Origin of the sequence: Dethiothermospora halolimnae (assembly GCF_037577855.1) — a bacterium.
In the GTDB taxonomy this organism is placed as follows: Bacteria; Bacillota; Clostridia; order Tissierellales; family VENL01; genus Dethiothermospora; species Dethiothermospora halolimnae.
Genome location: NZ_JBAKFX010000011.1, coordinates 1 through 25,628, shown reverse-complemented (window position 1 = coordinate 25,628; position 25,628 = coordinate 1). Strand labels below are relative to the sequence as shown.

Here is a 25,628-nt window from a genome sequence, read left to right as displayed (position 1 = left end):
AAATTCAAAAAAGTTGTTGGGGGATTCGTAATCCCCCAACCTATTCTATTTACATTCAATTATCCCAGACTCAGTTATAATATAATCTACTGCTATATCATAAGGGCCTTCTTCTACTTTAGGGACCATCTGTAAATCAAAGGCAAGGGCCACTTTTGGGACACTTTCATCAAGCTTACTTAAAAATCTATCATAATATCCAGCACCATAACCAATTCTAAAACCCCTTTTATCAAAGGCAACTCCGGGAACTAAAACTAAATCAATGTTATTAAAGTCAGTTTTTCTGATAAAATCTTCTTTTGGTTCTAAAATTCCATATGTCCCTTTAATTAGTTCATTATCAAAATCCCTTAGTTCCGATAAAATAAGCTCCCTAGTTTTAGGAACAGATATTGGAATAATAACTTTTTTATTTTCAGATAAAGTTTTCTTTATAAATTCTTCAGTTTTAACTTCATTTCGAAAATCTATATAAGCCATTATACATTTAGCTTCTTTATAAAAATCAGTTTCATATAGGTGATTTATTATCTTTTGAGACTTTTCATTAAGTTCCTTGTCATTAATAGCTTTTCTATTTTCTAAAATTTTTTTTCTCATAAGTTCTTTATTCAAAATAAAACCTCCCCTTAATTTAGATAATAAAGAATAGATAATAAAGAATAAATAAGGTGCAAAGTGGCACTAGGCCACTTTGTATTATTATATAAATGAAATTTTACGACCGTAGGGAGTAAAATAACAATATCTATTCTTTATTAACTATTCTCTATACTTAATTATAATCCAATTAATAGAAAAATGAAATATCCATTGAACTTATGGTACTGTTTTTGATAAAATTTATGTAGAGTTATTATATTTCCCTAATAATTATTATTAAACAACATTAAGAAGTTTAAAATAGTAACATATGACTACAAAAAAAGAAGAATATTTAAAGGAATTAAAATCAACGTGTCGAATATATAAAATATGGTAAATGTATGGAACAGGAGTGGTAATATTGATCGAGTTTCGAAATATAAATAAGATTTATGATAATGAAGTTACTGCCTTATCAAATATAACTTTATCTATAGATAAAGGAGAGTTTATATTTTTAGTGGGTTCCAGTGGAGCAGGGAAATCTACACTGATAAAGATTTTATTAAAAGAGACGGAACCCACCAGTGGAAAAATAATTTTAGATAATAAGGATATAACAAAAGTAAGAAGTAGAAGAATTCCCTTTATCAGGCGAAATATAGGGGTTATTTTTCAAGACTTTAGGCTATTGCCTAAAAAGACAGTTTATGAAAATGTTGCCTTTGCAATGGAGATAATAGGGGCTTCAGGGAGGGAAATGAGAAAGAAAATTCCTATGATTTTAAGTATGGTTGGGTTAAGTCAAAAATCAGAAAAATATCCGAGACAATTATCAGGGGGAGAGCAGCAAAGAGTTTCAATAGCTAGAGCCCTTATAAATAATCCATCGGTTATTATTGCCGATGAGCCAACTGGAAACTTAGATCCTGAAACAGCATGGGATATAATGAAGTTACTTAAACAAATAAACAATAGGGGAACAACTATTTTGATGGCCACACACGCCAGCGATATTGTAAATACAATGAAAAGAAGAGTAATAGAGCTAAAAGGTGGACAAGTTATAAGGGATGAGCAAAGGGGTGTGTATGGAGATGAAGGTTAGGAATTTTAAATATATTATAAAGCAAGGATTTACAGGACTATGGCGAAATAAAATGTCGGGAATCGCATCTATTGGCTCAGTTACAGCGGTGTTAATCATACTGGGGATAATATCTATGCTAGTATTAAATATGAATAATCTTGCTAATGTAACTAAAAAGGAATTTGATGAGATACATGTTTATCTGGAAGATGGTCTTTCTGAAGAAGAAATGACTAATTTAAATGGCATAATATCTGATTATGATGGAGTATTATCGGTGATATTTCAGTCTAAGGCTCAAGCTTTAGAACTTTGGAAAGAAGAGTGGGGAGATCAAGCTTATCTTCTTGAAGGGGTAGAAGATGAGAATCCATTACCGAATTCTTATATAATTCAACTTGAAGATATAGAGTATGCAAGTCATGTAGTAGAAAATTTAAAAGCTTTGAAAGGTATTGAGGAAATAAAGTACTATAATGAGATTTTAGATAAATTAATAAAGGTAGCAGATTTTGTTAGGGTAGGTGGAGTTGTAGTAATAGGTATATTAATACTTATATCTATATTTATTATTTCCAACACCATAAAATTAGCAGTTGCTGCTAGAAAGAGAGAAATAAACATAATGAAGTATGTAGGTTCAACGAACGGATTTATTCGAGGGCCCTTTATTATTGAAGGGATTATCTTAGGATTGATAGGGTCAATTTTATCTATCTTAGTTATCAATTATAGTTACAAATATTTATTTGAATATGTTAATGATAAATTTTATTCTCTATTTATGATTTACTTAATACCGGCTGAAATGCTAGCTGATGATATTATAATCATGTTTTTAGCTATAGGTGTTGGAATTGGGATGTTGGGTAGTATAATATCCCTTAGAAAATTCTTAAAAGTATAGGGGGGACACGATGAGGAGAAAAAAAATATACTTTCTTATAATTTTTGTATTATTAGTTAATGTAGTGGTATATGCAGAAGATAGTTTAGAGGAAAATAAGAAAAATCTAGATAAAACTAAAGAAAAAATAGAGGATGTTCAAGAAAAGAAAAAGGAATTACAGGGTGAAATAAAAGATGTTAAAGTACAGATAGAGCAGTTGGATAAAGAGATATATGCTGCAAATGCTGAATTAGATAAGGTTGAAAATCAATTAAATACAATCAATAAAAATATAGAGAATACAAAAGAAGAGTTGGAAGAAGCGAAAGAAAACATTTCTAATAAGAAAGAAAATTTCAATTCAAGACTTAGAACTATGTATAAAAGTGGATCTGTTGGATACCTGGAAGTTTTACTAGGTTCCGATGATATTGGCGAATTACTTACTAGGGCTGATATGGTAAAAAGGTTGGCAGATCATGATGTGGAATTACTTGAGTATATGAAGGAACAAAGGGATATTATCGATGGAAAGAAAAAGAAATTGGAAAAACAATATGCAGAGGTTGAAGTAACTAAACAAAAGCTTGCCGTTAAAAAGAAAAATTTAGCTGTTGCCAGTAGAGCGAAAGCTACTAGAATGGAAAAGTTAAGAACTAACTATACAGCTATCAATAGAATGGAAAATGATCTTAAGAAACAAGCAGATCAAATAAGAAGTGTAATACAAAGACAGCAAATGGAGAAGGCCTATGCAGGGGGAGAAATGATGTGGCCTGTACAAGGGTATAGTAGGATAAGTTCACCCTTTGGATGGAGAACCCATCCAATATCAGGACTTAAAAATTATCATACTGGTATAGATATACCTGCCCCGACAGGAACTAATATATTGGCATCTAACTCTGGTAAGGTCATGTATTCTGGTAGATTAGGTAGTTATGGAAACGCAGTTATAATAGACCATGGTGGTGGAAGAACTACACTATATGCCCATAACTCTAGACTAGTGGTAAGAAAAGGTCAATCGGTAAAAAGGGGACAAGTTATATCTAAAGCTGGTACAACAGGAAACTCCACTGGCCCCCACTTACACTTTGAGGTAAGAATAAATGGTGATTATAAGAATCCATTGAATTATGTGAAGAGACCTTAGAATTAAAGAATAGATAATAAAGAATAAAGAATAAATAATGTGCAAAGTGGCCGTAGGCCACTTTGTTTTATTATATAATGAAATTTTACGACCGTAGGGAGTAAAATAACCACATCTATTCTTTATTCTCTATTATCTATTCTCTGTAGTTCAGCCCTTTTCTTTTAAAAATAATGCTTTAGTGGTATAATGTTACCATATATTTAATACAATAAAATATTAGTAAAAAAGTTTGGGGTGACATATTGATGGTATCAAAAAAGAAGTTTTTAATAGGTATTATAATTGCAATACTGATAACCAGTTTAGGTACGTTGGCAGTAATTAGTGTTGTTCCAGTAAAGTTAGGTGATAAATACTCATTAACGGAGGAAAAATACGAAGAGCTTGTTTATATGAATAATAAGTATTACAAGATGGAAGAATTATCTGATCATATACAAGAAAATTATTTAAGGGATATTGATGAAGATAAGCTTTATGAATGGGCTTTAAAGGGAATGTTTGCTTCTTTAGGTGACCCTTATTCCTCATATATGACTAAAAAGGAATTTAAAGATTTTATGGAAGATACAGAGGGATCTTTTGTAGGGATAGGAGTTAGAATCACTGCGGGAGAAGATAATTTAATAACTGTAGTGGCACCTATTGAAGATTCTCCCGGGGAAGCAGCAGGAATAAAGACGGGAGATAAAATTGTAAAGGTTGATGGAAAGGAATTTACTGCAGAACAGATGGATGACGCAGTATCTGTTATGAAGGGAGAACCTGGAACCGAGGTAACTGTAACTATACTTAGAAAACAGGAAAACGGTGATGAAAAACTTATAGACTTCAATATTATTAGAGAAGAAATAAGGGTAAAGAGTGTAAAATCTGCTATTATTGACAATAATATAGGTTATATAAGAATAGCAACCTTTGATAGAAAAACATCTCAGGACTTTTCAAACCATTTAAGTAAATTACAAGAAAAGGATATAAAAGGTTTGATATTAGATTTAAGAAATAATCCCGGTGGATTATTGGATCAGTGTGCTGAAATAGCGGATAAATTAATCGGAGAAAGTACAATAGTATATACTCAAACTAAAAATAAAAAAAGAGAATATATAAAATCAGATAAATCTAAAATAGACATACCCCTTACTATCTTGATTAATGGAGGCAGTGCAAGTGCATCTGAAATTTTAGCAGGGGCAGTAAAGGATACTGAATCTGGCACTTTAATAGGAACAAAAACATTTGGTAAGGGTATAGTACAAAGGATCACACCACTAATGGATGGTTCTGGATTTAAGCTTACAGTTTCTGAATATTTCACTCCAAGTGGAAAGAATATTCATGGCATAGGTATAGCGCCCAATATAGTAATAAAATTAGCAGAGGGTGTTGAAAAATTCGGAACAGATAATATAAAAAAGGATAATCAATTACAGAAGGCCATCGAAGTTATAAATGAAAAGACGAAGTAACATAAAAGCCATTAGAAATATTTCTAATGGCTTTTATGTCCTAACTATCACTTTGCTAGGAAATTTATAATCAGACCATTAAATAAATTGAAAACTACTTACTTATAATTGACAGTTGACAATTGAAGGTGATTTTACTCACTTCATTCGTAAAATATTATATTCAAATCGGCTTTGCCGATTTTGTACCTTAACTATACACTGTCAAGTGTCAATTCTCAATTACACTAAGTAGAGGAGAATTCATTCTCCGATAATTAGCTTGTGGACTAATTGGGACTAGGTTGCTGGGGGATTCGTAATCCTCAGCTAATTTACAATTTAAAATTCAAAGGCCAAAAGCCTTTGCCACGGGGGTTAATATGGAATTGTTTTTAGAAATAATTATCTCTTCTTTTATCACTGTTTTATCAGTTATAAAAAATCCAATATATTGGGTAATGGTTATAATCGTAGGATTTCAGTATAAAAGGATAGGAGATCTAGAGAAAAAAATTTTATCTGTAAATAAAAAATCTGTTATAGAGAGAACTTTGAAGTCAATGGTTATGGGACTAGTAGGTGGTTTATTAGGTAGCTTTATAATACTTTTATTAGGTATTAATATAAACCTAGAGGATTTTAAATATATTTTTATTATGGCTATATTACTTATGCTTATACACCCAAGGTTTTTGTGTTTTTCCTATGGTGGGGGTGTTTTATCTTTATTAAGCTTGACCCTAGGATTTCCAAAAATAAATGTATCTAGTATAATGGCTATAGTTGCAATACTCCATTTAATAGAAAGTTTTTTAATATTAATAGACGGAGAGAATAGTAAGATACCTATTTTTGTTGAATATAAAAATAGAATTGTTGGTGGTTTTAATATTATAAGATTTTGGCCCGTTCCATTTATAGTTTTAATTATTGGAGAAGGTATAACTGAAGGTGGAATGTCCCCTACAGAATTATGGCCTATATTTAGATTAGGGGATTTGGGTATGCCATCAGAAAATATATTTTTAATGATGGCAGGAGTAATAGCAGTTTTAGGATATAGTGATATATCAATTACTGATTATCCAAGGAGGAAATTAAAAAAATCATCAATATATTTAATGATTTTTAGTATAATACTATTACTATTATCGATAATATCATCCCATATATATTTATTTAAGTATATAGCGGCACTGTTTTCTCCAATAGTCCATGAGGCTATAATACAGCATGGAAAAAGAAAGAAGGGGAGAGCTGTATATGCTCCATCTAAAATAGGAGTAAAAGTATTGGATACAATACCGAATAAATGGGGACATACTTTAGGAATAAGATCGGGAGATATTATCTTAGCTATAAATGGGACAAGAATTAATACTAAAGATGAAATAAATCAAGTTTTGTCATACAATTTTAAACATTTGAGAATAGATTACTACGATATTAATAATAATTTGATTTCAAAGGATATAAGATCAAAGGATTATATAAAATCATTGGGATTACTAGTAGTCCCAAGACATTCATCATATGCATTGATTGTCAGCGAAAAAGAAAGTCCTATTATTAATATTATAAAATGGCTAAAAAATAGACTTAATAAATAATGGCTAAATTTCACTTATAAACATTAAAGTAACAAATGAAAAGTTCTGAACTTTATACTATAATAACAGTAACAATAGTTTTTTAATTTAATATTTGGGTATACTTAAAATTAACTATAAAATTTGCCTTAGGGCAAATTTTTATATTATTGAAAATTAATAATTTTTATATTTACTGGAAATTAATAATCTTTTTATTACTAGGAGTTAATAACCCTTTTATTACTAGGGGTTAATAATCTTTTTATTACTAGGAGTTAATAATCTTTTTATTACTGGGAGTTAATAATCTTTTTATTACTAGGAGTTAATAATCTTTTTATTACTGGGAGTTAATAACCCTTTTATTACTGGGAGTTAATAACCCTTTTATTACTGAGAGTTAATAAGCTTTCTATTCTGTTGTTGGGGGATTCGTAATCCCCCAACCGATTATACAAAATCATACTATCCATAAATATATATAAAATTTTTATCCATAAACCTTGTATTATCAGGCACCTTGAACTCTGCACAAAACAAATAAGTGGCAAAGCCACATTTGTTTTATAATATATGTTGACTTAATCTGGAATTATTTATATAATTAAAACGAACACACGTTCAAATGAAATATTTTTAATTTAAAATTAAAAAAGAGTCCAAGCTTTTAGGACACTTTTTTTAGTGGGGTGATATTTTGAATAAATTTAAGATACAATCTGAATATAAACCGACAGGGGATCAGCCTAGAGCTATAGATGAACTATCAAAGGGTATATTAAATGATGATAAACATCAAACTCTATTGGGGGTGACAGGTTCAGGAAAAACCTTTACTATGGCAAATGTTATACAGGAGGTTCAGAAGCCAACAATAGTTATTGCTCATAATAAGACGTTGGCAGCTCAGCTTGCCAGTGAATTTAAGGATTTTTTTCCTGATAATGCAGTTGAATACTTTGTAAGTTATTATGATTATTATCAGCCTGAGGCATATGTTGCCCAAACTGATACCTATATTGAAAAAGATGCATCAATTAATGATGAAATAGATAAACTAAGACACTCGGCTACAGCTGCTTTATTTGAAAGAAGGGATGTTATAATTGTTGCCAGTGTTTCATGTATATATGGATTGGGAGATCCAATAGATTATGAAAATTTAGTTTTATCTTTAAGACCTGGAATGATTAAAGATAGATCTGAGATAATAGAGAAATTAGTTGATATACAATATGAAAGAAATGATGTGAATTTTATAAGGGGAACCTTTAGGGTCAGGGGAGATGTTGTGGAAATATTCCCTGCTTCATCCAACGAAAATGCCATAAGAGTGGAATTATTTGGGGATGAAATAGACAGGATTACAGAGGTAAATGCTTTGACTGGGGAAATAATCGGACAAAGAAATCATATATCGATCTTCCCAGCATCCCACTTTGCCACATCACAGGATAAGGTAGAAAAAGCAATAGAAGGTATAAAAGAGGAATTGGAGGAAAGGTTAAAAGAACTACGGTCAGAAGATAAGCTTTTAGAGGCTCAACGATTACAGCAAAGAACAATGTACGACATAGAAATGTTAAGGGAAATGGGATTTTGTCAAGGAATAGAAAACTACTCTAGACATATAAGTGGAAGACCACCGGGAAGTAAGCCATATACTTTACTAGATTATTTTCCCGATGATTATTTAATGATAATAGATGAATCCCATGTTACCATTCCTCAGATTAGAGGTATGTATGCAGGGGACAGATCTAGAAAGCAAAATCTTGTTGATTATGGGTTTAGACTACCTTCAGCCCTTGATAATAGACCTTTAAAATTTGATGAATTTGAAAAACATATAAATAAAATAACCTATGTAAGTGCTACACCAGGACCCTATGAATTAGAGCATTCTTCAAAGATAGTGGAACAAATAATAAGGCCAACAGGTTTGCTTGATCCAAAGGTTGAAGTTAGACCTATTGAGAATCAGATAGATGATTTAGTAAAAGAGATAAATATTAGGGTGGAGAAAAATGAAAGGGTACTTATAACAACCCTTACTAAAAAAATGTCTGAGGATTTAACCAATTATTTTAAGGAAATAGGGATAAAGGTAACATATCTTCATTCTGATATTAAGACTATAGAAAGGATGGAGATAATAAGGGACTTAAGATTAGGAAAATTTGATGTCTTAGTGGGTATAAACCTACTAAGGGAAGGTCTAGATTTACCAGAAGTATCCCTTGTTGCCATATTAGATGCTGATAAAGAGGGCTTCCTACGTTCAGAAACATCTATGGTACAGACCATAGGGAGAGCAGCTAGAAATGCCGATGGGACTGTTATTTTATATGGTGATAAGATTACTAAATCAATGAAAAAAGCTATAGACGAAACTGAGAGAAGAAGACATATTCAGATGGAATATAATAAGACCCGTAACATAACCCCTAAAACTATAAAGAAAAATATAAGGGATGTAATAGAGGCCACTAAAGTTGCAGAAGAAATTGAAGAATATGGTGTAGACAAATTAGATAATATGGATAAGGATGAGATTATAGCTGTAATAGATGAATTAGAAAGGGAAATGCTAGAAGCTGCTGAAAAACTCCAATTCGAACGGGCAGCAGAACTTAGGGATAAGGTTGATGAGTTGAAAAAAAGAATATGATTAACCTTTAAATAAATTGACAATTGACAATGGATAATTAAGGGGCAAATTGGCAAAGCCAATTTGGATATAATATTTTAGGAACGGAGTGACTAAAATCACACTTAATTGACAACTGTTAATTATCCACTGTCAATTGAAGTAAGTAGAGGGGAATTCATTCCCCGATATAATGATATAAAAAAACTTTAATTTTAATGATAAAAACTATGAGGTGATGAAATGGAAAGGAACAAGATTATTATAAAGGGGGCAAAGGAACATAACCTTCAAAATATAGATATTGAGGTACCACGAAATAAGTTTATAGTCTTTACAGGCTTAAGTGGTTCAGGAAAGTCTTCTTTAGCATTTGACACAATATATGCTGAGGGACAAAGGCGATATGTGGAAAGTTTATCGGCATATGCTAGACAGTTTTTAGGTCAAATGGAAAAACCCGATGTTGAATATATAGAAGGACTGTCTCCAGCCATATCTATAGATCAAAAGACTACCAATAATAATCCCAGGTCAACTGTTGGAACGGTAACAGAAATATATGACTATTTAAGATTATTATTTGCTAGGGTAGGAATCCCCCATTGTCCCAAATGTGGCAAGGTTATAACATCTCAAACTGTAGATCAAATGGTGGACCAGATAATGGAGTTAGAGGAACGAACAAAAATTCAATTATTGGCACCTATCGTAAGGGGCAAGAAGGGACAACATAAAAAAATATTAGAGCACATTAGAAAAGAAGGTTTTGTTAGAGTTAGGGTAGATGGAGAAGTATATGATATAAGTGATGATATAGATTTAAATAAAAATAAAAAACACTCTATAGAGGTAGTGGTAGATAGAATTATAGTAAAGGAAGGAATTGAAAAGAGATTAACAGATTCATTAGAAACTTGCATAGACTTGGCGGAAGGACTAGTCATTGTAGATGTTATAGGAAAAAAAGAAATGCTGTTTAGTCAAAACTTTGCATGTATAGATTGCGGAATAGGTCTAGATGAAGTTTCAACTAGAATGTTTTCATTTAATAGTCCCTTTGGGATGTGTTCTGAATGTAATGGTTTAGGACATAATAAAAAGGTGGACCCAGAACTTGTTATACCTAATAATAAACTAAGTATAAGAAAAGGAGCCATAGCTCCATTTAGCACTACTTCAGAGGATAGTTATTACTTTAGAATGTTTAAATCTATTGCGGAGTATTATGATTTTAGTTTAGATACCCCTATTGGGGAAGCTCCAAAGGAGCTTATTGATGATTTACTATATGGAACCAACAGGGAAGTTTCATTTGAATTTGAAAGTAGATATAGTGGAAATAGAACTTATAAAGCTCCCTTTGAAGGAATTATAAACAATCTTGAGAGAAGATACAAAGAAACAAATTCTGAATATATGAGAAAAAAAATAGAAGATTATATGAGTGTTACTCCATGTCCAAAATGTAAAGGTAGTAGACTAAAACCTGAAAGTCTGGCAGTAACCGTAGGGGATATGAATATATCAGAGGTTACAGAATTATCTATAAGACAGGCTATGGAATTTTTTAATGAACTTAAACTTACAGAACGTCAGAGATTTATAGGGCAACAAATATTAAAGGAAATAAGAGAGAGACTGAAGTTTTTAGTTGATGTTGGTTTGGATTATTTAACAATGTCTAGAAGTGCCGGAACATTATCGGGAGGAGAGTCCCAACGTATAAGATTAGCTACACAAATAGGCTCTAGTTTAGTGGGAGTATTATATGTTTTAGACGAACCTAGTATAGGGTTACACCAAAGAGATAATGATAGACTATTAAAGACCCTTAGGAACCTGACGGATTTGGGGAACACACTAATAGTTGTGGAACACGACGAAGACACAATGTATAGCGCTGATCATATTGTGGATATTGGACCAGGGGCCGGGGTTCATGGAGGTAAGGTAATAGCCCAAGGAACCATTGATGATATCAAAAATTGTGATGAATCTATAACAGGGCAATATTTAAGTGGAAAAAAAGAAATAGCTATACCTAAAAGGCGTAAAGAGACAAATGGAAAATGGCTTGAAATTACTGGGGCCAGTGAAAATAACTTAAAAAAATTAAACGTTAAGTTTCCATTGGGGATATTTACATGTGTTACTGGGGTTTCTGGTTCTGGGAAAAGTACTTTAGTAAATGAGATACTTTATAAAAGATTGAGTCAAGAACTCCATAGGGGAAAACAAAAACCTGGTAAACATGAAGGTATCAAGGGAATAGAAAATATTGATAAAGTAATAGATATAGATCAATCCCCAATAGGAAGAACCCCTAGATCTAACCCTGCCACATATACAGGTGTTTTTGATCATATAAGGGAAGTCTTTGCCATGACCCAAGAGGCAAAAATGAGGGGATATAAAAAAGGCAGATTTAGTTTCAATGTAAAAGGTGGAAGATGTGAAGCTTGTAGAGGTGATGGAATAATAAAAATAGAGATGCACTTTCTACCTGATGTCTATGTTCCCTGTGAGGTTTGTAAAGGTAAAAGATATAATAGGGAAACCTTAGAAGTTAAATATAAGGGAAAAACAATATCTGATGTGTTAAATATGACTGTTGAAGAATCCTTGGAATTCTTTGAAAACATTCCTAAGATAAAAAGAAAATTAAAGACCATGTATGATGTGGGATTAGGATATATAAAATTAGGTCAACCTTCAACCCAATTATCAGGAGGAGAGGCCCAAAGAATAAAATTAGCTACTGAATTAAGTAAGAGAAGTACGGGTAAAACTTTATATATTTTAGATGAACCAACTACAGGACTTCATATTGCTGATATCCATAGACTTATAAAAGTTTTAAATAAACTTGTGGAAGGTGGCAATACAGTACTGGTTATTGAACATAATTTAGATGTTATTAAAACTTCTGATTATATTATAGATTTAGGTCCTGAAGGTGGAGATAAAGGAGGTACCATAGTTGGACAAGGAACTCCTGAAGAGATAAGTAAAATAGCAGGGTCTTATACAGGTAAGTTTTTAAGTAGAATATTGTAGGAACAAAGGCGCCTTTGGAGCTTCTTTGTTCTGTGCAGGATGCAAGGTGCAGAGAACAGGGGAGAAAATAGGTTGCTCTCTAACTCTGTACCCTGTACCTTGCACCCTGCATTAAAAAAACGGCCATCAGGCCGTTTTTTTAATTAATTATCATATCCTCATCAACTTCCATGCTAATATTTTCAAACTCATGACCAGATATATCATCTATAACCCATGAGAAAATGTTTTTTCCGTCTACTTTTCCGTTTCTTTTAATAACTTCTAATGTGTACTTTTTACCACTTTGAAAAGTTACTTCAAAAGTTGTACTGATATCAGTATTGCTTATTATGTTCAAGTTCTTTATGCCCTTTGGATTAAAGTTTTTAAAAGCATCGTATTTAATACTTTTTTCGAAACGATCAGTTAGGTAATAATGGGTTTTCTCTAGTTTATTTTCTCCATTAAACTTGATACAGTTAGATAAAAAGTTTTTTACAGTAATTTTTTTACTGTGGGTATAGAAATAAGACCCAATTAACAGCACGATACCAGCAATCCATAGAGGTGGTGTATTTGTGTAAATGCCCACTACTACGGCAGCAAGTAACGCAATTACAACGATGGTTAGAATAGTATAATTCCTTTTGTCCATGTTTTATCATCCTCCTCTTATAATATATATATACCATAAACCATAAAATTATAATATAATCTTATAGCCTATAATATCTGTTTAACTTAAAGCAGTTTATATAAAAATATTTAAAGGTTATATACTTTTTAAACAGATAGAAGTTAAATAATATATTGGATTATTTAACATAAAATCCATTATTAACTACATTGTATAATATTATATAATAAAATTCAAATAAGACAATAAAAAATAACCACTAATATATCCTGTACCCCAAAAACAGTGAATAAATCATTAGGCATTAGATAATTCTATGATTTGGATATACTAAATAAAATGAATAAAATATATAGGTTCAAATAAATATTAGAAATTAACAGGAAAAAAGGAAAAAATGTTACAAAGAATTAATGTAATAATTTAAACTGAAAACAATATATTTACATTAATATTACTTTATCGTAATAAATGTAAATGCATTGTAAAAAGTTATTTATAAAGCATGTAAACAAGTTGATTCAAGGGGTGAGCTTATTTTTCATAAAAGCAATAAAAGAAAAATATAACATTTATTTAACATTCGTTGACAAAAGAGATAAATCGTTCTATAATTTTGTAAAATCCTCTCATGACACAATTTTAATATTTCAATAACATCAAATTAATAAACCGCTTGTATATTTTAAGGGGATTTAACAAGTAGAAGTGATACATAGAAGGAGGGAATACATTTTAAGAATTCGCATAATTTTATGATGACTTTTAAAATTTAAGGGGGAATATTTAAATGAGAAAAACTAAATGGTTAGCATTGTTGTTAGTATTCACTTTAATAGCTTCATTAACACTAACAGCATGCGGTGGAGATGACAAAGATGTATCGACAGATGATACTAAAAAAGAAGATAAAGTAGATAATAGTGCTAAGGATAAAGATAAAAAAGATGAAGAAAAAAAAGGTGATGCAGCTGAAGCACCAGAGGGATATACAACTGATACAGCAAATTTATCAAAGGATATATTAGATGATGAACAGGTTTTAAGTGTTAACTTAGGAGAAGAGCCACCTTGCTTAGATCCACAATTAAGTACAGATGGTACTTCAAGTGTTATACTTAATGACACATTAGAAGGTTTAATTAGAATGGACCATACTGGTGAGGTTAAAAAAGGTTCAGGTATGGCAACAGATTGGACGTTAAGTAATGACAAGACTGTATATACATTTAAATTAAGAGAAGCTAATTGGTCAGATGGAACTCCAGTAACTGCCCATGATTTTGAATATGCGTGGAAAAGAATTTTAGATCCTGAATTAGCCTCAGATTATGCATTTATGTATTATGACATAAAAAATGCAGAAGCTTTCTATAAAGGTGAAATAACTGATCCATCTCAAATAGGGATTAAAGCTTTAGATGATTATACTTTAGAGGTGACATTAAGAAAACCAAATCCAACATTCTTAAGTAAGTTGCAGCATAGTACTTTCTTCCCATCAAGAAAGGATATGATTGAAGAATTAGGAGATAAGTATGCATCAGAAGCAGACTTAGTTCCATCAAATGGACCATTTAAAGTTACAGAATGGAAACATGAGTCTAAAGTAGTTCTGGAAAAGAATCCGGAATATTGGGATGCAGATTCAGTTATTTTAGAAAAAATTAATTTACTTATAATGAAAAACTCAAACTCAATGGTAGGCATGTATGAAACAGGAGAACTTGATTATATAGGTGTACCACAGCAGTTTATAGATAAATATATTGACCAGATACAGTTAACTCCTAAGGCATTTAATGTTTATAGAGAGTTTAATAATAAGAATGAATACTTAAAAAATAAGAAGCTAAGAAATGCTTTTGCTAGAGCGATAGATCAAACAAAGATATACGAAACTATGGATAAAGGATTAACTCCTGCTGCGTATGCATGGGTGCCACCTGGAATATCTGGATATGACGGTAAAACATTCCGTGAGATAGCAGGAGAAAAACTATTTAAGGATATAGGTACGGGATACTCCAAAGAGGATCTTGATAAGTTGTATAATGAAGCATTAGAGGAATTAGGGGCTACTGCTAAAAGTATTAATGGTTTAAGAGTTATGACTGGTCAAGGTGATAGTGCATTAAAATATGTACAGATATATCAGCAAATGTTAGAATCTAATCTAGGGGTTAAGGTTACGATTGAACAAAATACTTGGAAGGTACAATTAGATAAGAAAGCCAATGGTGACTATGATATTTCAACTGGTTCAGGCTGGATTGGTGACTATAATGATGCCATGACATTTATGGATGTAATGATGAGTGATAATCCACAAAATAGGTCTGGATGGGCAAATACTGAATATGATAGATTAGTTCAATCAGCTATGGATACATTTGATGCAAAAGAACGTGTAGATTCAATGATAGAAGCAGAAAAGATATTAATTGAAGATATGCCTATAGATCCTTATGCATTTAATGTAGGTAGACTATTAGAAAGACCATATGTTAAGAATGTAGTAAGGCTACCACTTCAGGTTACAAGTGGTAAAAAATGGGCATACATTTTAAAACACTAAACTTAAGATAAATTAAAGATGATAGATAAAAATTGAAATATAAGGTAGAGATTGGGCTATGCCCAATCTCTTTAATTTATAAAAAATCCCTATAAGGTGGCCATATTATAGGGATTTTTTATTACTCTGCATTTTGTTCTCTAAATCTCTTAACTTTATAATTACATATATGTATTTTTAGATAAAAGTTAACAAATATATGGGGATATAATTATTCTTGACAAGATTCGATATATCGATTATAATCTTATTAAAAGAAAATGTTAATTACCCGTAACAAACTAATAACGAATAATTAATAAGAACCAAATTTTGTTAATTATTCTTAAAACAAATTATAAGAAATTTTTAAAAAGGAGGTTGTAGTTTAAAAAATCTGAAAATAATTAATATTTAAAAGGAGGAATTTTAATTATGAATAAAAATAAATGGATAGTATTATTATTAGTTTTTGTACTTGCAACTTCGTTAACGTTGGCTGGATGTGGAAGTGATGAGGAAGTAGATAATACAGATACAGATAAACCAGCGGCAAATAGTGATGAAAACAATGATAATGACAAAAAAGATGAAGATAAGAAAGATGATACAGCTAAAGCAGCAGAGGGAAAAACAACTGATACAGCAAGCTTACCTAAGGATATATTAGATGAAAAACAAGTTTTGAGTGTTAACTTAGGAGAAGAGCCACCTTGTTTAGACCCACAGGTAAGTACAGATGGTACTTCAAGTACTATACTTAATGATACACTAGAAGGTCTAATTAGAATGGACCATACTGGTGAAGTTAAAAAAGGTTCAGGTTTAGCAACAGACTGGACATTAAGTGATGATAAAACTGTTTATACTTTTAAATTAAGAGAGTCTAACTGGTCAGATGGTACTCCAGTAACTGCCCATGACTTTGAATATTCATGGAAGAGAATAATGGAACCAGAATTAGCTTCAGATTATGCATTTATGACATATGATATTGAGAATGCTGAAGCCTTCTATAAAGGAGAAATAACTGATCCATCTCAAATAGGAGTTAAAGCTTTAGATGATTATACTTTAGAAGTTACATTAGCAAAGCCGAATCCAACATTCTTAAGTAAATTACAACATAGTACTTTCTTCCCATCAAGAAAAGATAAGGTTGAAGAATTAGGAGACAAATATGCATCAGAAGCAGACTTAGTTCCATCAAATGGACCATTTAAAGTCGCAGAGTGGAAACATGAATCTAAATTAGTTCTTGAGAAGAACCCAGAGTATTGGGATGCGGATTCAGTTATATTAGAAAAAATTAATTTCCATATAATTAAAAACTCAAACTCAATTGTAGGAATGTATGAAACAGGAGAACTTGATTATATAGGAGTACCACAGCAGTTTATAGATAAGTATATTGATGAATTACAACTTGTACCACAGGCATTTAGTGTTTATAGAACATTTAATACTGAAAATAAATACCTAAAGAACAAGAAGTTAAGGAATGCACTTGCAAGGGCAATAGATCAAACAAAGATATATGAAACTATGGATAAGGGATTATCAACAGCTGCCTATGCATGGGTACCAACTGGAATAGCGGGATATGATGGTAAGACTTTCCGTGAAATAGCAGGAAATAAATTATTCAAAGATATAGGTACTGGTTACTCTAAAGAAGACCTTGAAAAGTTATATAATGAAGCATTAGAAGAGTTAGGAGCTACAACAGAAGATATTAGCGGTAGTTTAAGTGTTATAACAGGACAAAGTGATAGTGCTCTAAAATATGTACAGATATATCAGCAGATGTTAGAATCAAATCTAGGTCTTAAAGTTAAAATAGAACAAAACACTTGGAAAGTTAGATTGGACAAGCAAGCTAGTGGTGACTTCGAGATTACAACTAGTTCAGGATGGATTGGCGACTACAACGATGCCATGACATTTATGGATTTAATGATGAGTGATAACCCACAAAACAGAACTAGATGGGGAAATGCTGAATATGATAGATTAGTTCAATCAGCAATGGATACATTTGATGCTAAAGAACGTGTGGATGCAATGATAGAAGCAGAGAAGATATTAATCGATGAAATGCCTGTTCATCCATATGAGTTTAATACAAGTAGATTATTAGAAAGACCATATGTTAAGAATGTAGTAAGACTTCCACTTCAGGTTACAAGTGGTAAGAAATGGGCATACATTTTAAAACACTAAGAAATAAAGAATAAATAATAGAGAATAAAGAATAGATAAGGTGGAGATTGGGCTATGCCCAATCTCTTCAATTTAAGAAAAGCCGTAGAAAGGAAGACCCCTTCTGCGGCTTTTCCTTTGCCCTCTGAACTCTGAACTCTGCACTTTGTACTCTGTACTGAACAAACAAGTGCCAACAGCGCCTTTGTTCATGTTTAGTTGTTGAGGGATTCGTAATCCACTAACTTTTTTCAAAAAAATACAATAAAAACAAAAAACTTCATTATTAATTAATAATAAATTATTTCACATTAACCAATGCTAATAGAAGAAGGAATATTTAATAAAAGTAAGATAAAAAGAATAAGGAGGAAAGGTTAATGAAAAAAAATAAGCTTTTAATATTTCTACTTATATTTGCTTTGGTAGCTTCTTTAACATTGGCAGCTTGTGGTGAAGGAGACGAAGATGAAGCTAAAGATGATGGAACTACAGAAGATGAAAATAAACAAGATGATGTAGCTGATGGTGAGCAAGATGAAGCAGATGAAGGTACAGAGGAATTTACAACGGATACAGAAAACATATCTGAGGATATATTAGATGAAGAACAAGTTCTAAGAGTTAACTTAGGGGAAGAGCCTCCATGTTTAGATCCCCAATTAAATACAGACTCAACATCAGGGACTATTATTAATGATATGTTAGAGGGGTTAATAAGACTTGACCATACGGGAACTGTTAAAGAAGATTCTGGTATCGCAGTAGATTGGAAAATTAGTGAAGATGGTAAAGAATATACCTTTAATTTAAGGGAAGCACAATGGTCAGATGGAGAGCCGGTAACCGCTGGAGATTTTGAGTTTGCATGGAGAAGAGCAGTAGATCCCAAGTTAGCTTCAGATTATGCCGTTATGTTGTATAATATAAAAAATGCTGAGGAATATTTTAAAGGTGAAATAACCGATCCAGAACAAATAGGTGTAAAAGCAGTAGATGATAAAACATTAAAGGTTACTTTAGATAAGCCAGACCCAGCTTTTCTAAGTAAATTACAACATTATACATTCTTTCCATCAAGAAAGGATTTAGTTGAACAATATGGAGATAAATATGCCTCTGAACCAGATTATATGGCTTATAACGGTCCATTTTATATATCTGATTGGAGACATGGGTCTAAGGTTGTATTATCAAAAAATGATAAGTATTGGGATTCACAATCGGTTTTATTAGATAAAGTGGAGTTTTCTATCGTTAAAGAATCGAATACTGCAGTAGGTATGTATGAAACGGGAGAATTAGATTATATAGGGGTTCCATCACAATTTATTGATAAATATAAGGATGAGATTAAATTATTAACTGGAGGATCCTGTTATTACCGATTCATAAATGTGGATAGTGAATATGGTAATAGTCCAAGTTTTAGAAAGGCTTTAAGAATGGCTGTAGATGAACAGAAAATATCAAAAGCTTTATCTAAGGGAATGTCTCCCGTTGCATATGCATGGGTGCCACCGGGAATACCAGGTTATGGTGGAGAAACCTTCCGTGAGATAGCTGGAGAAAAGTTATTTGAGACGGTAGCTACGGGTGCTACTGAAGAGGACCTAGAAGCATTAATGGATGCTGCGGCAGAGGAATTGGGAGTTTCTAAAGAGGATTTAAGAAGTCATCAGTTTAAATACTTGACAGGACAAGGGGATTATTATGTTAAGCACTCCCAAGTATATCAACAGATGTGGACAGATAACTTAGGAATTAATATAAAAGTTGATCAAGCCACTTGGAAAGTAAGGTTAGATCAAATGAGTAAAGGAGATTTTGAGTTAACAGCATCAGGATGGGGAGGAGACTATAATGATCCTATGACGTTTATGGATTTATTTGAAACTGGAAACAACAATAATGACACCCGTTGGAATAGTGCCGAGTATGATAAGCTAATCCAAAAAGCTAAAAATACCACAGATGCTAAAGAACGTATAGATGCAATGGTTGAAGCAGAAAAGATATTAATTTCTGATGAAATGGCTATACAGCCCTATAGCTATAGAGCATCAAGACTACTCCAGAGGCCATATGTTAAAAATATAGTAAGACTACCTCTACAAGTTACAAGTGGTAAGAAGTGGGCTTATATTTTGGAACACTAATATTTAGAGGAGAGTTGAGAGAGGAGAAGGGAGAGATAAAAAAATATGTAGGGACAGGGCAAGCTCTGTCCGGTTGGGCATTCATAAAATAGTTGTTTAAAACTATAAAGGGGAATTTATTCTCCGGATTCTTTCAAGACAGAGAATAAAGAATATTAAAATAAAACAGGGCTATCCATTTATGGATAGCCAATTATTAATTTTGTTATTAGGGGATTCGTAATCCTTCAATTTGTTATGTACTAAAACTTCTTTTTAGGGATTTTTTGTTGAACTAGTATTCCCATGACTTGTCTTTGGGTTTCATCATCAACATTTAAATATATTATGCCTTTATTTCCAGTTAAATATAGATCTATATGATTAGGGTACATTAGATAACCTTCTATATCTTTATAGCTATAATAGATTGTTTCATTATGCATTTGACTGTTTACCATTTCCAAAGGAATATCAATTCTTACATCAAATCCATTCAATAAAAAACCCTGTCTTAGGAAATGAATCTTTATTGAGTTGTATGATGTCCTTAATAATAATTCAGATAAAGCAACGGATATAATAAATAATACAATACGACTTATGGTAATGTATTGTAAAGACAGGCTTCTTATTGCAGGTAAAAAATAAATTAAAAGCAATAAAGAATAATACCATAGTCTTTCTGTAAGATTAAGTTTATCTCCGATTTTTAAAGACAATAATAGGGTATTTTTAGCTAGAATTTTTTTGTTTGCTAAGTATTTTATTAATCCTTGAAAAATTCCGAAGAAGAATAATCCTAATGTAAATAATAAGGGGTATATAATATTATTTATTGTACCAGCAGAAAAATTATTAAAAACATAGGGGCTTACTAAGGTAGATATTACTGACATAAAAAATATTGTTGCAAAAAGACAAAGAATAAATATTAAAACCCTTTTGGTGATAGACATTTTTTAACCTCCTTAACATTAGTTTCGCACTTACTTATATATTATATACAAATTTAAAAAAACCTTCAATTATGATATTATTATTATTAAAGAATAAAGAATAGAGAATAAAGAATAGATAAGGAAACCTTCGACTGGAGTCGAAGCTAATTATATTTAAAGAGGAAAGAAGAATTAAGGAGATTTTATTCCCGTTGGTCGTAGAATTATATTATGTAGGGACAAGGCATACCCTGTCCAATGAATTATCCAGAGACTATCGTCTTGAAACTGTAGAGGAGAATTCATTCTCCGGAATTTTAAAAATATAGTGGAAATTTAACAGTGGACAGCTAAAGCTGATTTGTAATATATATTTTAGGAACAAAGTGACTAAAATTACCTTAATTGTCAACTGTCAACTGTCCATTGTCAATTATAAAAAAGGGTGATTATTATGTTTAATATAGATGAAGAATTAAAGAAACTTCCAGATAAGCCTGGGGTTTATTTGATGAAGGATGAAAAGGGACAGATTATATATGTGGGAAAAGCAGTATCTTTAAAAAAGAGGGTAAGGCAATATTTCCAGTCTTCAAGAAATAAAACTCCAAAAGTTAATGCAATGGTTAAAAATATAGATGAGTTTGAGTATATAATAACTGATACAGAGGTAGAAGCATTAATATTAGAATCTAATTTAATAAAGAAACATAAACCGAAATATAATATTCTTTTAAGGGATGATAAGCAATACCCCTATATAAAGGTTACAACCAATGAGAAATACCCTAGGGTAATAAAGGTTAGGAAAGTAAAAAAGGATGGTGCTAAATACTTTGGACCATATACCAGTAATGGAGCAGTAAATGATACATTAGATATAATAAGAAATCTGTACCCAATAAGGACCTGTAAATTGAATTTAGAAAAGGATATAGGGAAGGTTAGACCCTGTCTAAACTATCATATAGGGCGATGTCTAGCCCCATGTCAAGGAAATGTTGACGAAAGGGTTTATATGGAAATGATAAATGAAATAATAATGTTTCTAAATGGAAGAGAAGAAAAATTATTAGATATTATTGAAGAGAAAATGAAAAGAGCTTCAAAGGATTTAGATTTTGAAAGTGCTGCAAGATACAGAGATCAAGTCAATTCATTAAAGCATATACTTGAAAAACAGAAGATAGTATCGACAACTATGACAGATCAAGATGTTATAGCTATGGCAAGGGGAATAAATGAAGTATGTGTTCAAATATTTTTTATAAGGTCAGGTAAAGTTACAGGTAGGGAACATTTTATGATAACTGATACTGATGAACAAGCTAGAATAGAAGTTTTAAGCTCATTTATAAAGCAGTTTTATTTAGGTTCTGCATATGTACCTAAAGAGATTTTAATAGAAGAAGAAATAGAGGATATTAATACAATTACTGAATGGTTATCACAAAAAAGAGGTTCTAATGTATATATCAAAGTACCTAAAAGGGGAGAAAAAAGCAAGTTAATAAACATGGTAAGAAGTAATGCTATACAAACTTTAGATAAATATAGTGATAAAATTAAGAAAAAAATGAAAAGAAGTAAGGAAGCGGTACAAGAGTTATCACAGTTACTATCTTTAGAAAATATACCAAAAAGAATAGAAGCATTTGATATATCTAATCTACAGGGTGTGGAATCAGTGGGTTCTATGGTTGTATTTGAAGATGGAGAGCCCAAAAAAAGTGATTATAGAAGATTTAAAATTAAAACCATAACAGGTGCAAATGACTACGGCAGTATGGAAGAAATAATATTTAGAAGGTTTAATAGGGGACTTAAGGAAAAGGAACTTATTAAAGAAAGTAAATTAGGTATAGAAAGTTTTTCTATTTTTCCAGATTTAATTATGATGGATGGAGGTAAAGGACAAGTTAATGTGGCTAAGAGAGTTGTGGATACCCTTGGTATTGATATTCCCATATGTGGATTAGTTAAAGATGATAACCATAGAACCAGGGGTATAATATATGAAAATAAAGAAATTAGTCTTAAAAAAAACAGTAAGAGTTTTAATTTTATTACACGGGTACAAGATGAAGCCCATAGATTTGCTATAAATTATCATAGGAGTCTTAGGGATAAAAAAATGTTTAAATCTATATTAGATGATATAAAAGGTATAGGAGATAAGAGAAAAAAATCACTATTAAAACATTTTGGATCTGTGGATAATATAAAGAGTGCAAAGCTTGAGGAGTTATCAAATGTAGATGGAATGAATAAAAAAGCTGCTTTAAGTGTATATAACTTTTTTAGGGAATAATATTTATAATATAGATGTGGAGGAATATATAATGAAATCAGTCACAATAGATAGGCTAATAGAAGATTTAAAACTGGAAGTTATATATCAATCTAGCAATCTTGATATTGAGATTACTAAAAGTGACCTTAATAGACCGGGGATACAGCTTTCAGGATACTTTGATAACTTTCCATATGAAAGGATTCAAATAATAGGCAATGTGGAATGGAGTTATTTATCTACATTAAGTAAAGAAAAAAGGGAAGAAAGACTTGAAAAGTTATTTAGTTATCCAATACCAGCGGTCTTAGTTACTAGGAACTTAGAAATATATTCTCAGATGATTAAATTTGCAAAGAAATATAATAGACCTATATTAAGAGTAGATATGCCTACTACTAAATTTATTAATAAGCTCATAAATTATTTAGATGATCTGTTGGCTCCCCAGATAACAACCCATGGAGTATTAGTGGAAGTATTTGGTATGGGTGTGTTAATACTAGGAAAAAGTGGAGTAGGAAAAAGTGAGACGGCTTTAGAATTAATAAAAAGAGGACATAGACTAGTTGCCGATGATGCTGTTGAAATAAAAAAGGTACAAGAGGATATACTAAAGGGAACTTCTCCTGAGGCCATACGACACTTAATAGAAATTAGAGGAATAGGAATTATTGATATTAAGAGATTATATGGAGTTGGAGCAATAAAAAGATGGGAAGCCATAGACTTAGTAGTGGAACTTGAGCATTGGAACGAAGAAAAAGAGTATGATAGGTTAGGATTAGATGAAGAATATATAGAGATACTTGGAACGAAATTACCAAAAGTAATGGTGCCAGTAAAGCCAGGTAGAAATTTAGCTATGATAATAGAGGTAGCTGCTAGAAATAATAGACAAAAGCAGCTAGGATATAATGCAGCAGAAGAACTTGATAAAAAACTTAGACAGGGGAGATGATTAAAATGAAATGTGTTATAGATACCCATTGTCATACAATGGCAAGTGGCCATGCATATAGTACAGTAATAGAGGTGGCCAGGGAGGCAAATAATAAAGGGTTAAAAATAGTAGGTATTACAGATCATGGACCTAATATGCCGGGGGCTTCGGATATATTTCATATAATTAATCAAAAAGTTATACCGGAGAAGATATTTGGAGTTGATATATTAAAGGGAGTTGAGGCTAACATAATAGACTATAGTGGAAAACTTGATATCAGTGATGATGTACTTGAAAATCTAGATTTAGTTATAGCTTCATTACATGATATATGTATTGAACCTAAAAATAAAGAAGAACATACGAATGCTCTTTTAATGGCCATGGAAAATGATAAAGTAGATATAATAGCTCACCCAGGAAACCCCGCCTTTCCAATAGATAAGGAAAAGGTAGTATTAGGTGCTAAAAGTACAAATACTATTATTGAAATAAACAATAGTTCTTTAGGGAAAAGTAGAGTTGGGAGCCTAGAAAACTGTAAGGATATTGCAAGATTATGTAAAACACATGGTGTAAGAATAATGCTGGGAAGTGATGCCCATATTGCTTTTGATGTTGGAAAGTTCGATAAGGCTATAGATATGCTTAATGAAATAAAAATGCCAAAAGAACTTATATTAAACTTATATCCTGGGGAATTTATATCTTATTTAAAGGAAAAGGGGAAAAATAGATTTAAAGAGAGTATAGAAACTCCATTGGTCTAAAAAGAACTCCTTCAAAGGAGTTCAGAGTATTGACAAAGTAAACAAAAATGTCCGCCAGTCCTCAGATTTGGAAAATATAGAGAAACGGTCGAAAATAGAATTCCAAACTCGCTATGCTCAGACAGTGGAATTCAAGCGATTTTCTCCCTTATTCTATATTTTCACAAATCCTGGGGGAATGGCTACCATTTTTGCTTACTTTGTCTGAATATACTCATGAGGCAAAAAGAACTCCTTCGAAGGAGTTCTTTTTAAGTACATATTTTAAAATAAGGAAAGGTTTCTTATGGAAAACTATGTAGGATTTTGATAGAATTTAAGGAGGAAGAAGTATATGTAGACCAGCTAGTAAAAGTCAAGAGTATTTAAGTGAAAAAATTTAAATTCTCTAATATTAAATTTATGCACGACAAAAAGACCTTTGAAAAACACGAACAATGGCCAAATTTAGGCTTTTAAAATTGTGAAATTTTTAAGCTATGCAATTAGTCTAGAATTATTTTCTAAATACATCTTAGAGTGTAGTTTAGGCTCCCTTATTTCATAGGGTTTCTCATCTCTTAAGATTGCAAAAATGTATTTTAGAAGTTTGTGCATAATAGCTCCAAGTGCTACTTTCTTCTTTTTACCCTGTAGGCTTGTTTTATAGTAATTAAATAAAACTGGGTTGTTGAGTTCTC

General features: G+C 31.5%; 16 protein-coding genes and 1 pseudogene. 13 read left to right on the top strand and 4 right to left on the bottom strand.

What is annotated here, in order from left to right; translation table 11 throughout:
• Positions 1 to 45 precede the first annotated feature (45 nt).
• Positions 46 to 618: a 5-formyltetrahydrofolate cyclo-ligase gene (locus tag V6137_RS06600; protein WP_425447105.1), complete on the bottom strand. Its 573-nt coding sequence runs from the start codon at positions 616 to 618 to the stop codon at positions 46 to 48.
• Positions 619 to 1,009: 391 nt separating this feature from the next.
• Between V6137_RS06600 and ftsE the strand changes: the two genes are divergently transcribed.
• The 7 genes from ftsE (at position 1,010) to uvrA (ending at position 12,482) form a co-directional block, all read left to right on the top strand.
• The gene (gene ftsE / locus V6137_RS06595) at positions 1,010 to 1,696 is read left to right on the top strand and encodes a cell division ATP-binding protein FtsE (RefSeq protein ID WP_425447104.1); all 687 of its coding nucleotides are present in this window, start codon (positions 1,010 to 1,012) and stop codon (positions 1,694 to 1,696) included.
• Positions 1,686 to 2,585, top strand: coding sequence for a permease-like cell division protein FtsX (ftsX, locus tag V6137_RS06590; RefSeq protein WP_425447103.1), 900 nt, complete (start codon positions 1,686 to 1,688; stop codon positions 2,583 to 2,585). The genes ftsE and ftsX overlap by 11 nt, the downstream gene beginning before the upstream one ends.
• 10 nt (positions 2,586 to 2,595) lie before the next feature.
• Positions 2,596 to 3,723 (top strand): murein hydrolase activator EnvC family protein, encoded by a 1,128-nt coding sequence (locus tag V6137_RS06585; protein WP_425447102.1) that lies wholly within the window; start codon positions 2,596 to 2,598, stop codon positions 3,721 to 3,723.
• Positions 3,724 to 3,971: 248 nt separating this feature from the next.
• The gene (locus V6137_RS06580) at positions 3,972 to 5,198 is read left to right on the top strand and encodes a S41 family peptidase (RefSeq protein WP_425447101.1); all 1,227 of its coding nucleotides are present in this window, start codon (positions 3,972 to 3,974) and stop codon (positions 5,196 to 5,198) included.
• A 362-nt stretch (positions 5,199 to 5,560) separates the two neighbouring features.
• Positions 5,561 to 6,790 (top strand): hypothetical protein, encoded by a 1,230-nt coding sequence (locus V6137_RS06575; protein WP_425447100.1) that lies wholly within the window; start codon positions 5,561 to 5,563, stop codon positions 6,788 to 6,790.
• Positions 6,791 to 7,469: 679 nt separating this feature from the next.
• Positions 7,470 to 9,443, top strand: a complete 1,974-nt coding sequence (uvrB, locus tag V6137_RS06570) for an excinuclease ABC subunit UvrB (RefSeq protein WP_425447099.1) — start codon at positions 7,470 to 7,472, stop codon at positions 9,441 to 9,443.
• Positions 9,444 to 9,665: 222 nt separating this feature from the next.
• Positions 9,666 to 12,482: an excinuclease ABC subunit UvrA gene (gene uvrA / locus V6137_RS06565; protein WP_425447098.1), complete on the top strand. Its 2,817-nt coding sequence runs from the start codon at positions 9,666 to 9,668 to the stop codon at positions 12,480 to 12,482.
• 139 nt (positions 12,483 to 12,621) lie between these two features.
• On the opposite strand, the gene V6137_RS06560 is transcribed toward uvrA, so the two are convergent.
• On the bottom strand, positions 12,622 to 13,119 hold the full coding sequence (locus V6137_RS06560; protein WP_425447097.1) for a hypothetical protein: 498 nt from the start codon (positions 13,117 to 13,119) through the stop codon (positions 12,622 to 12,624).
• A gap of 772 nt (positions 13,120 to 13,891) precedes the next feature.
• Here V6137_RS06560 and V6137_RS06555 point away from each other — a divergent pair.
• The 3 genes from V6137_RS06555 (at position 13,892) to V6137_RS06545 (ending at position 20,019) form a co-directional block, all read left to right on the top strand.
• Positions 13,892 to 15,679, top strand: a complete 1,788-nt coding sequence (locus V6137_RS06555) for a peptide ABC transporter substrate-binding protein (protein ID WP_425447096.1) — start codon at positions 13,892 to 13,894, stop codon at positions 15,677 to 15,679.
• 414 nt (positions 15,680 to 16,093) lie between these two features.
• Entirely contained in the window at positions 16,094 to 17,881 is a 1,788-nt protein-coding gene (locus V6137_RS06550) for a peptide ABC transporter substrate-binding protein (RefSeq protein ID WP_425447095.1), read from the top strand.
• 359 nt (positions 17,882 to 18,240) lie between these two features.
• The gene (locus tag V6137_RS06545) at positions 18,241 to 20,019 is read left to right on the top strand and encodes a peptide ABC transporter substrate-binding protein (protein WP_425447094.1); all 1,779 of its coding nucleotides are present in this window, start codon (positions 18,241 to 18,243) and stop codon (positions 20,017 to 20,019) included.
• A 242-nt stretch (positions 20,020 to 20,261) separates the two neighbouring features.
• Here V6137_RS06545 and V6137_RS06540 read toward each other — a convergent pair whose 3' ends face one another.
• Entirely contained in the window at positions 20,262 to 20,957 is a 696-nt protein-coding gene (locus V6137_RS06540) for a hypothetical protein (protein ID WP_425447093.1), read from the bottom strand.
• Between the two features lie 436 nt (positions 20,958 to 21,393).
• Between V6137_RS06540 and uvrC the strand changes: the two genes are divergently transcribed.
• From uvrC to V6137_RS06525, 3 genes are read left to right on the top strand one after another with little or no spacing between them, the layout of a single operon-like run.
• Positions 21,394 to 23,250, top strand: a complete 1,857-nt coding sequence (uvrC, locus tag V6137_RS06535; RefSeq protein WP_425447092.1) for an excinuclease ABC subunit UvrC — start codon at positions 21,394 to 21,396, stop codon at positions 23,248 to 23,250.
• A gap of 31 nt (positions 23,251 to 23,281) precedes the next feature.
• Positions 23,282 to 24,193 (top strand): HPr(Ser) kinase/phosphatase, encoded by a 912-nt coding sequence (gene hprK / locus V6137_RS06530; RefSeq protein ID WP_425447091.1) that lies wholly within the window; start codon positions 23,282 to 23,284, stop codon positions 24,191 to 24,193.
• 5 nt (positions 24,194 to 24,198) lie between these two features.
• Positions 24,199 to 24,948: a phosphatase gene (locus V6137_RS06525; protein WP_425447090.1), complete on the top strand. Its 750-nt coding sequence runs from the start codon at positions 24,199 to 24,201 to the stop codon at positions 24,946 to 24,948.
• Positions 24,949 to 25,425: 477 nt separating this feature from the next.
• Here V6137_RS06525 and V6137_RS06520 read toward each other — a convergent pair.
• Positions 25,426 to 25,628 (bottom strand): annotated as a pseudogene (locus V6137_RS06520) (hypothetical protein); the annotation flags it as partial.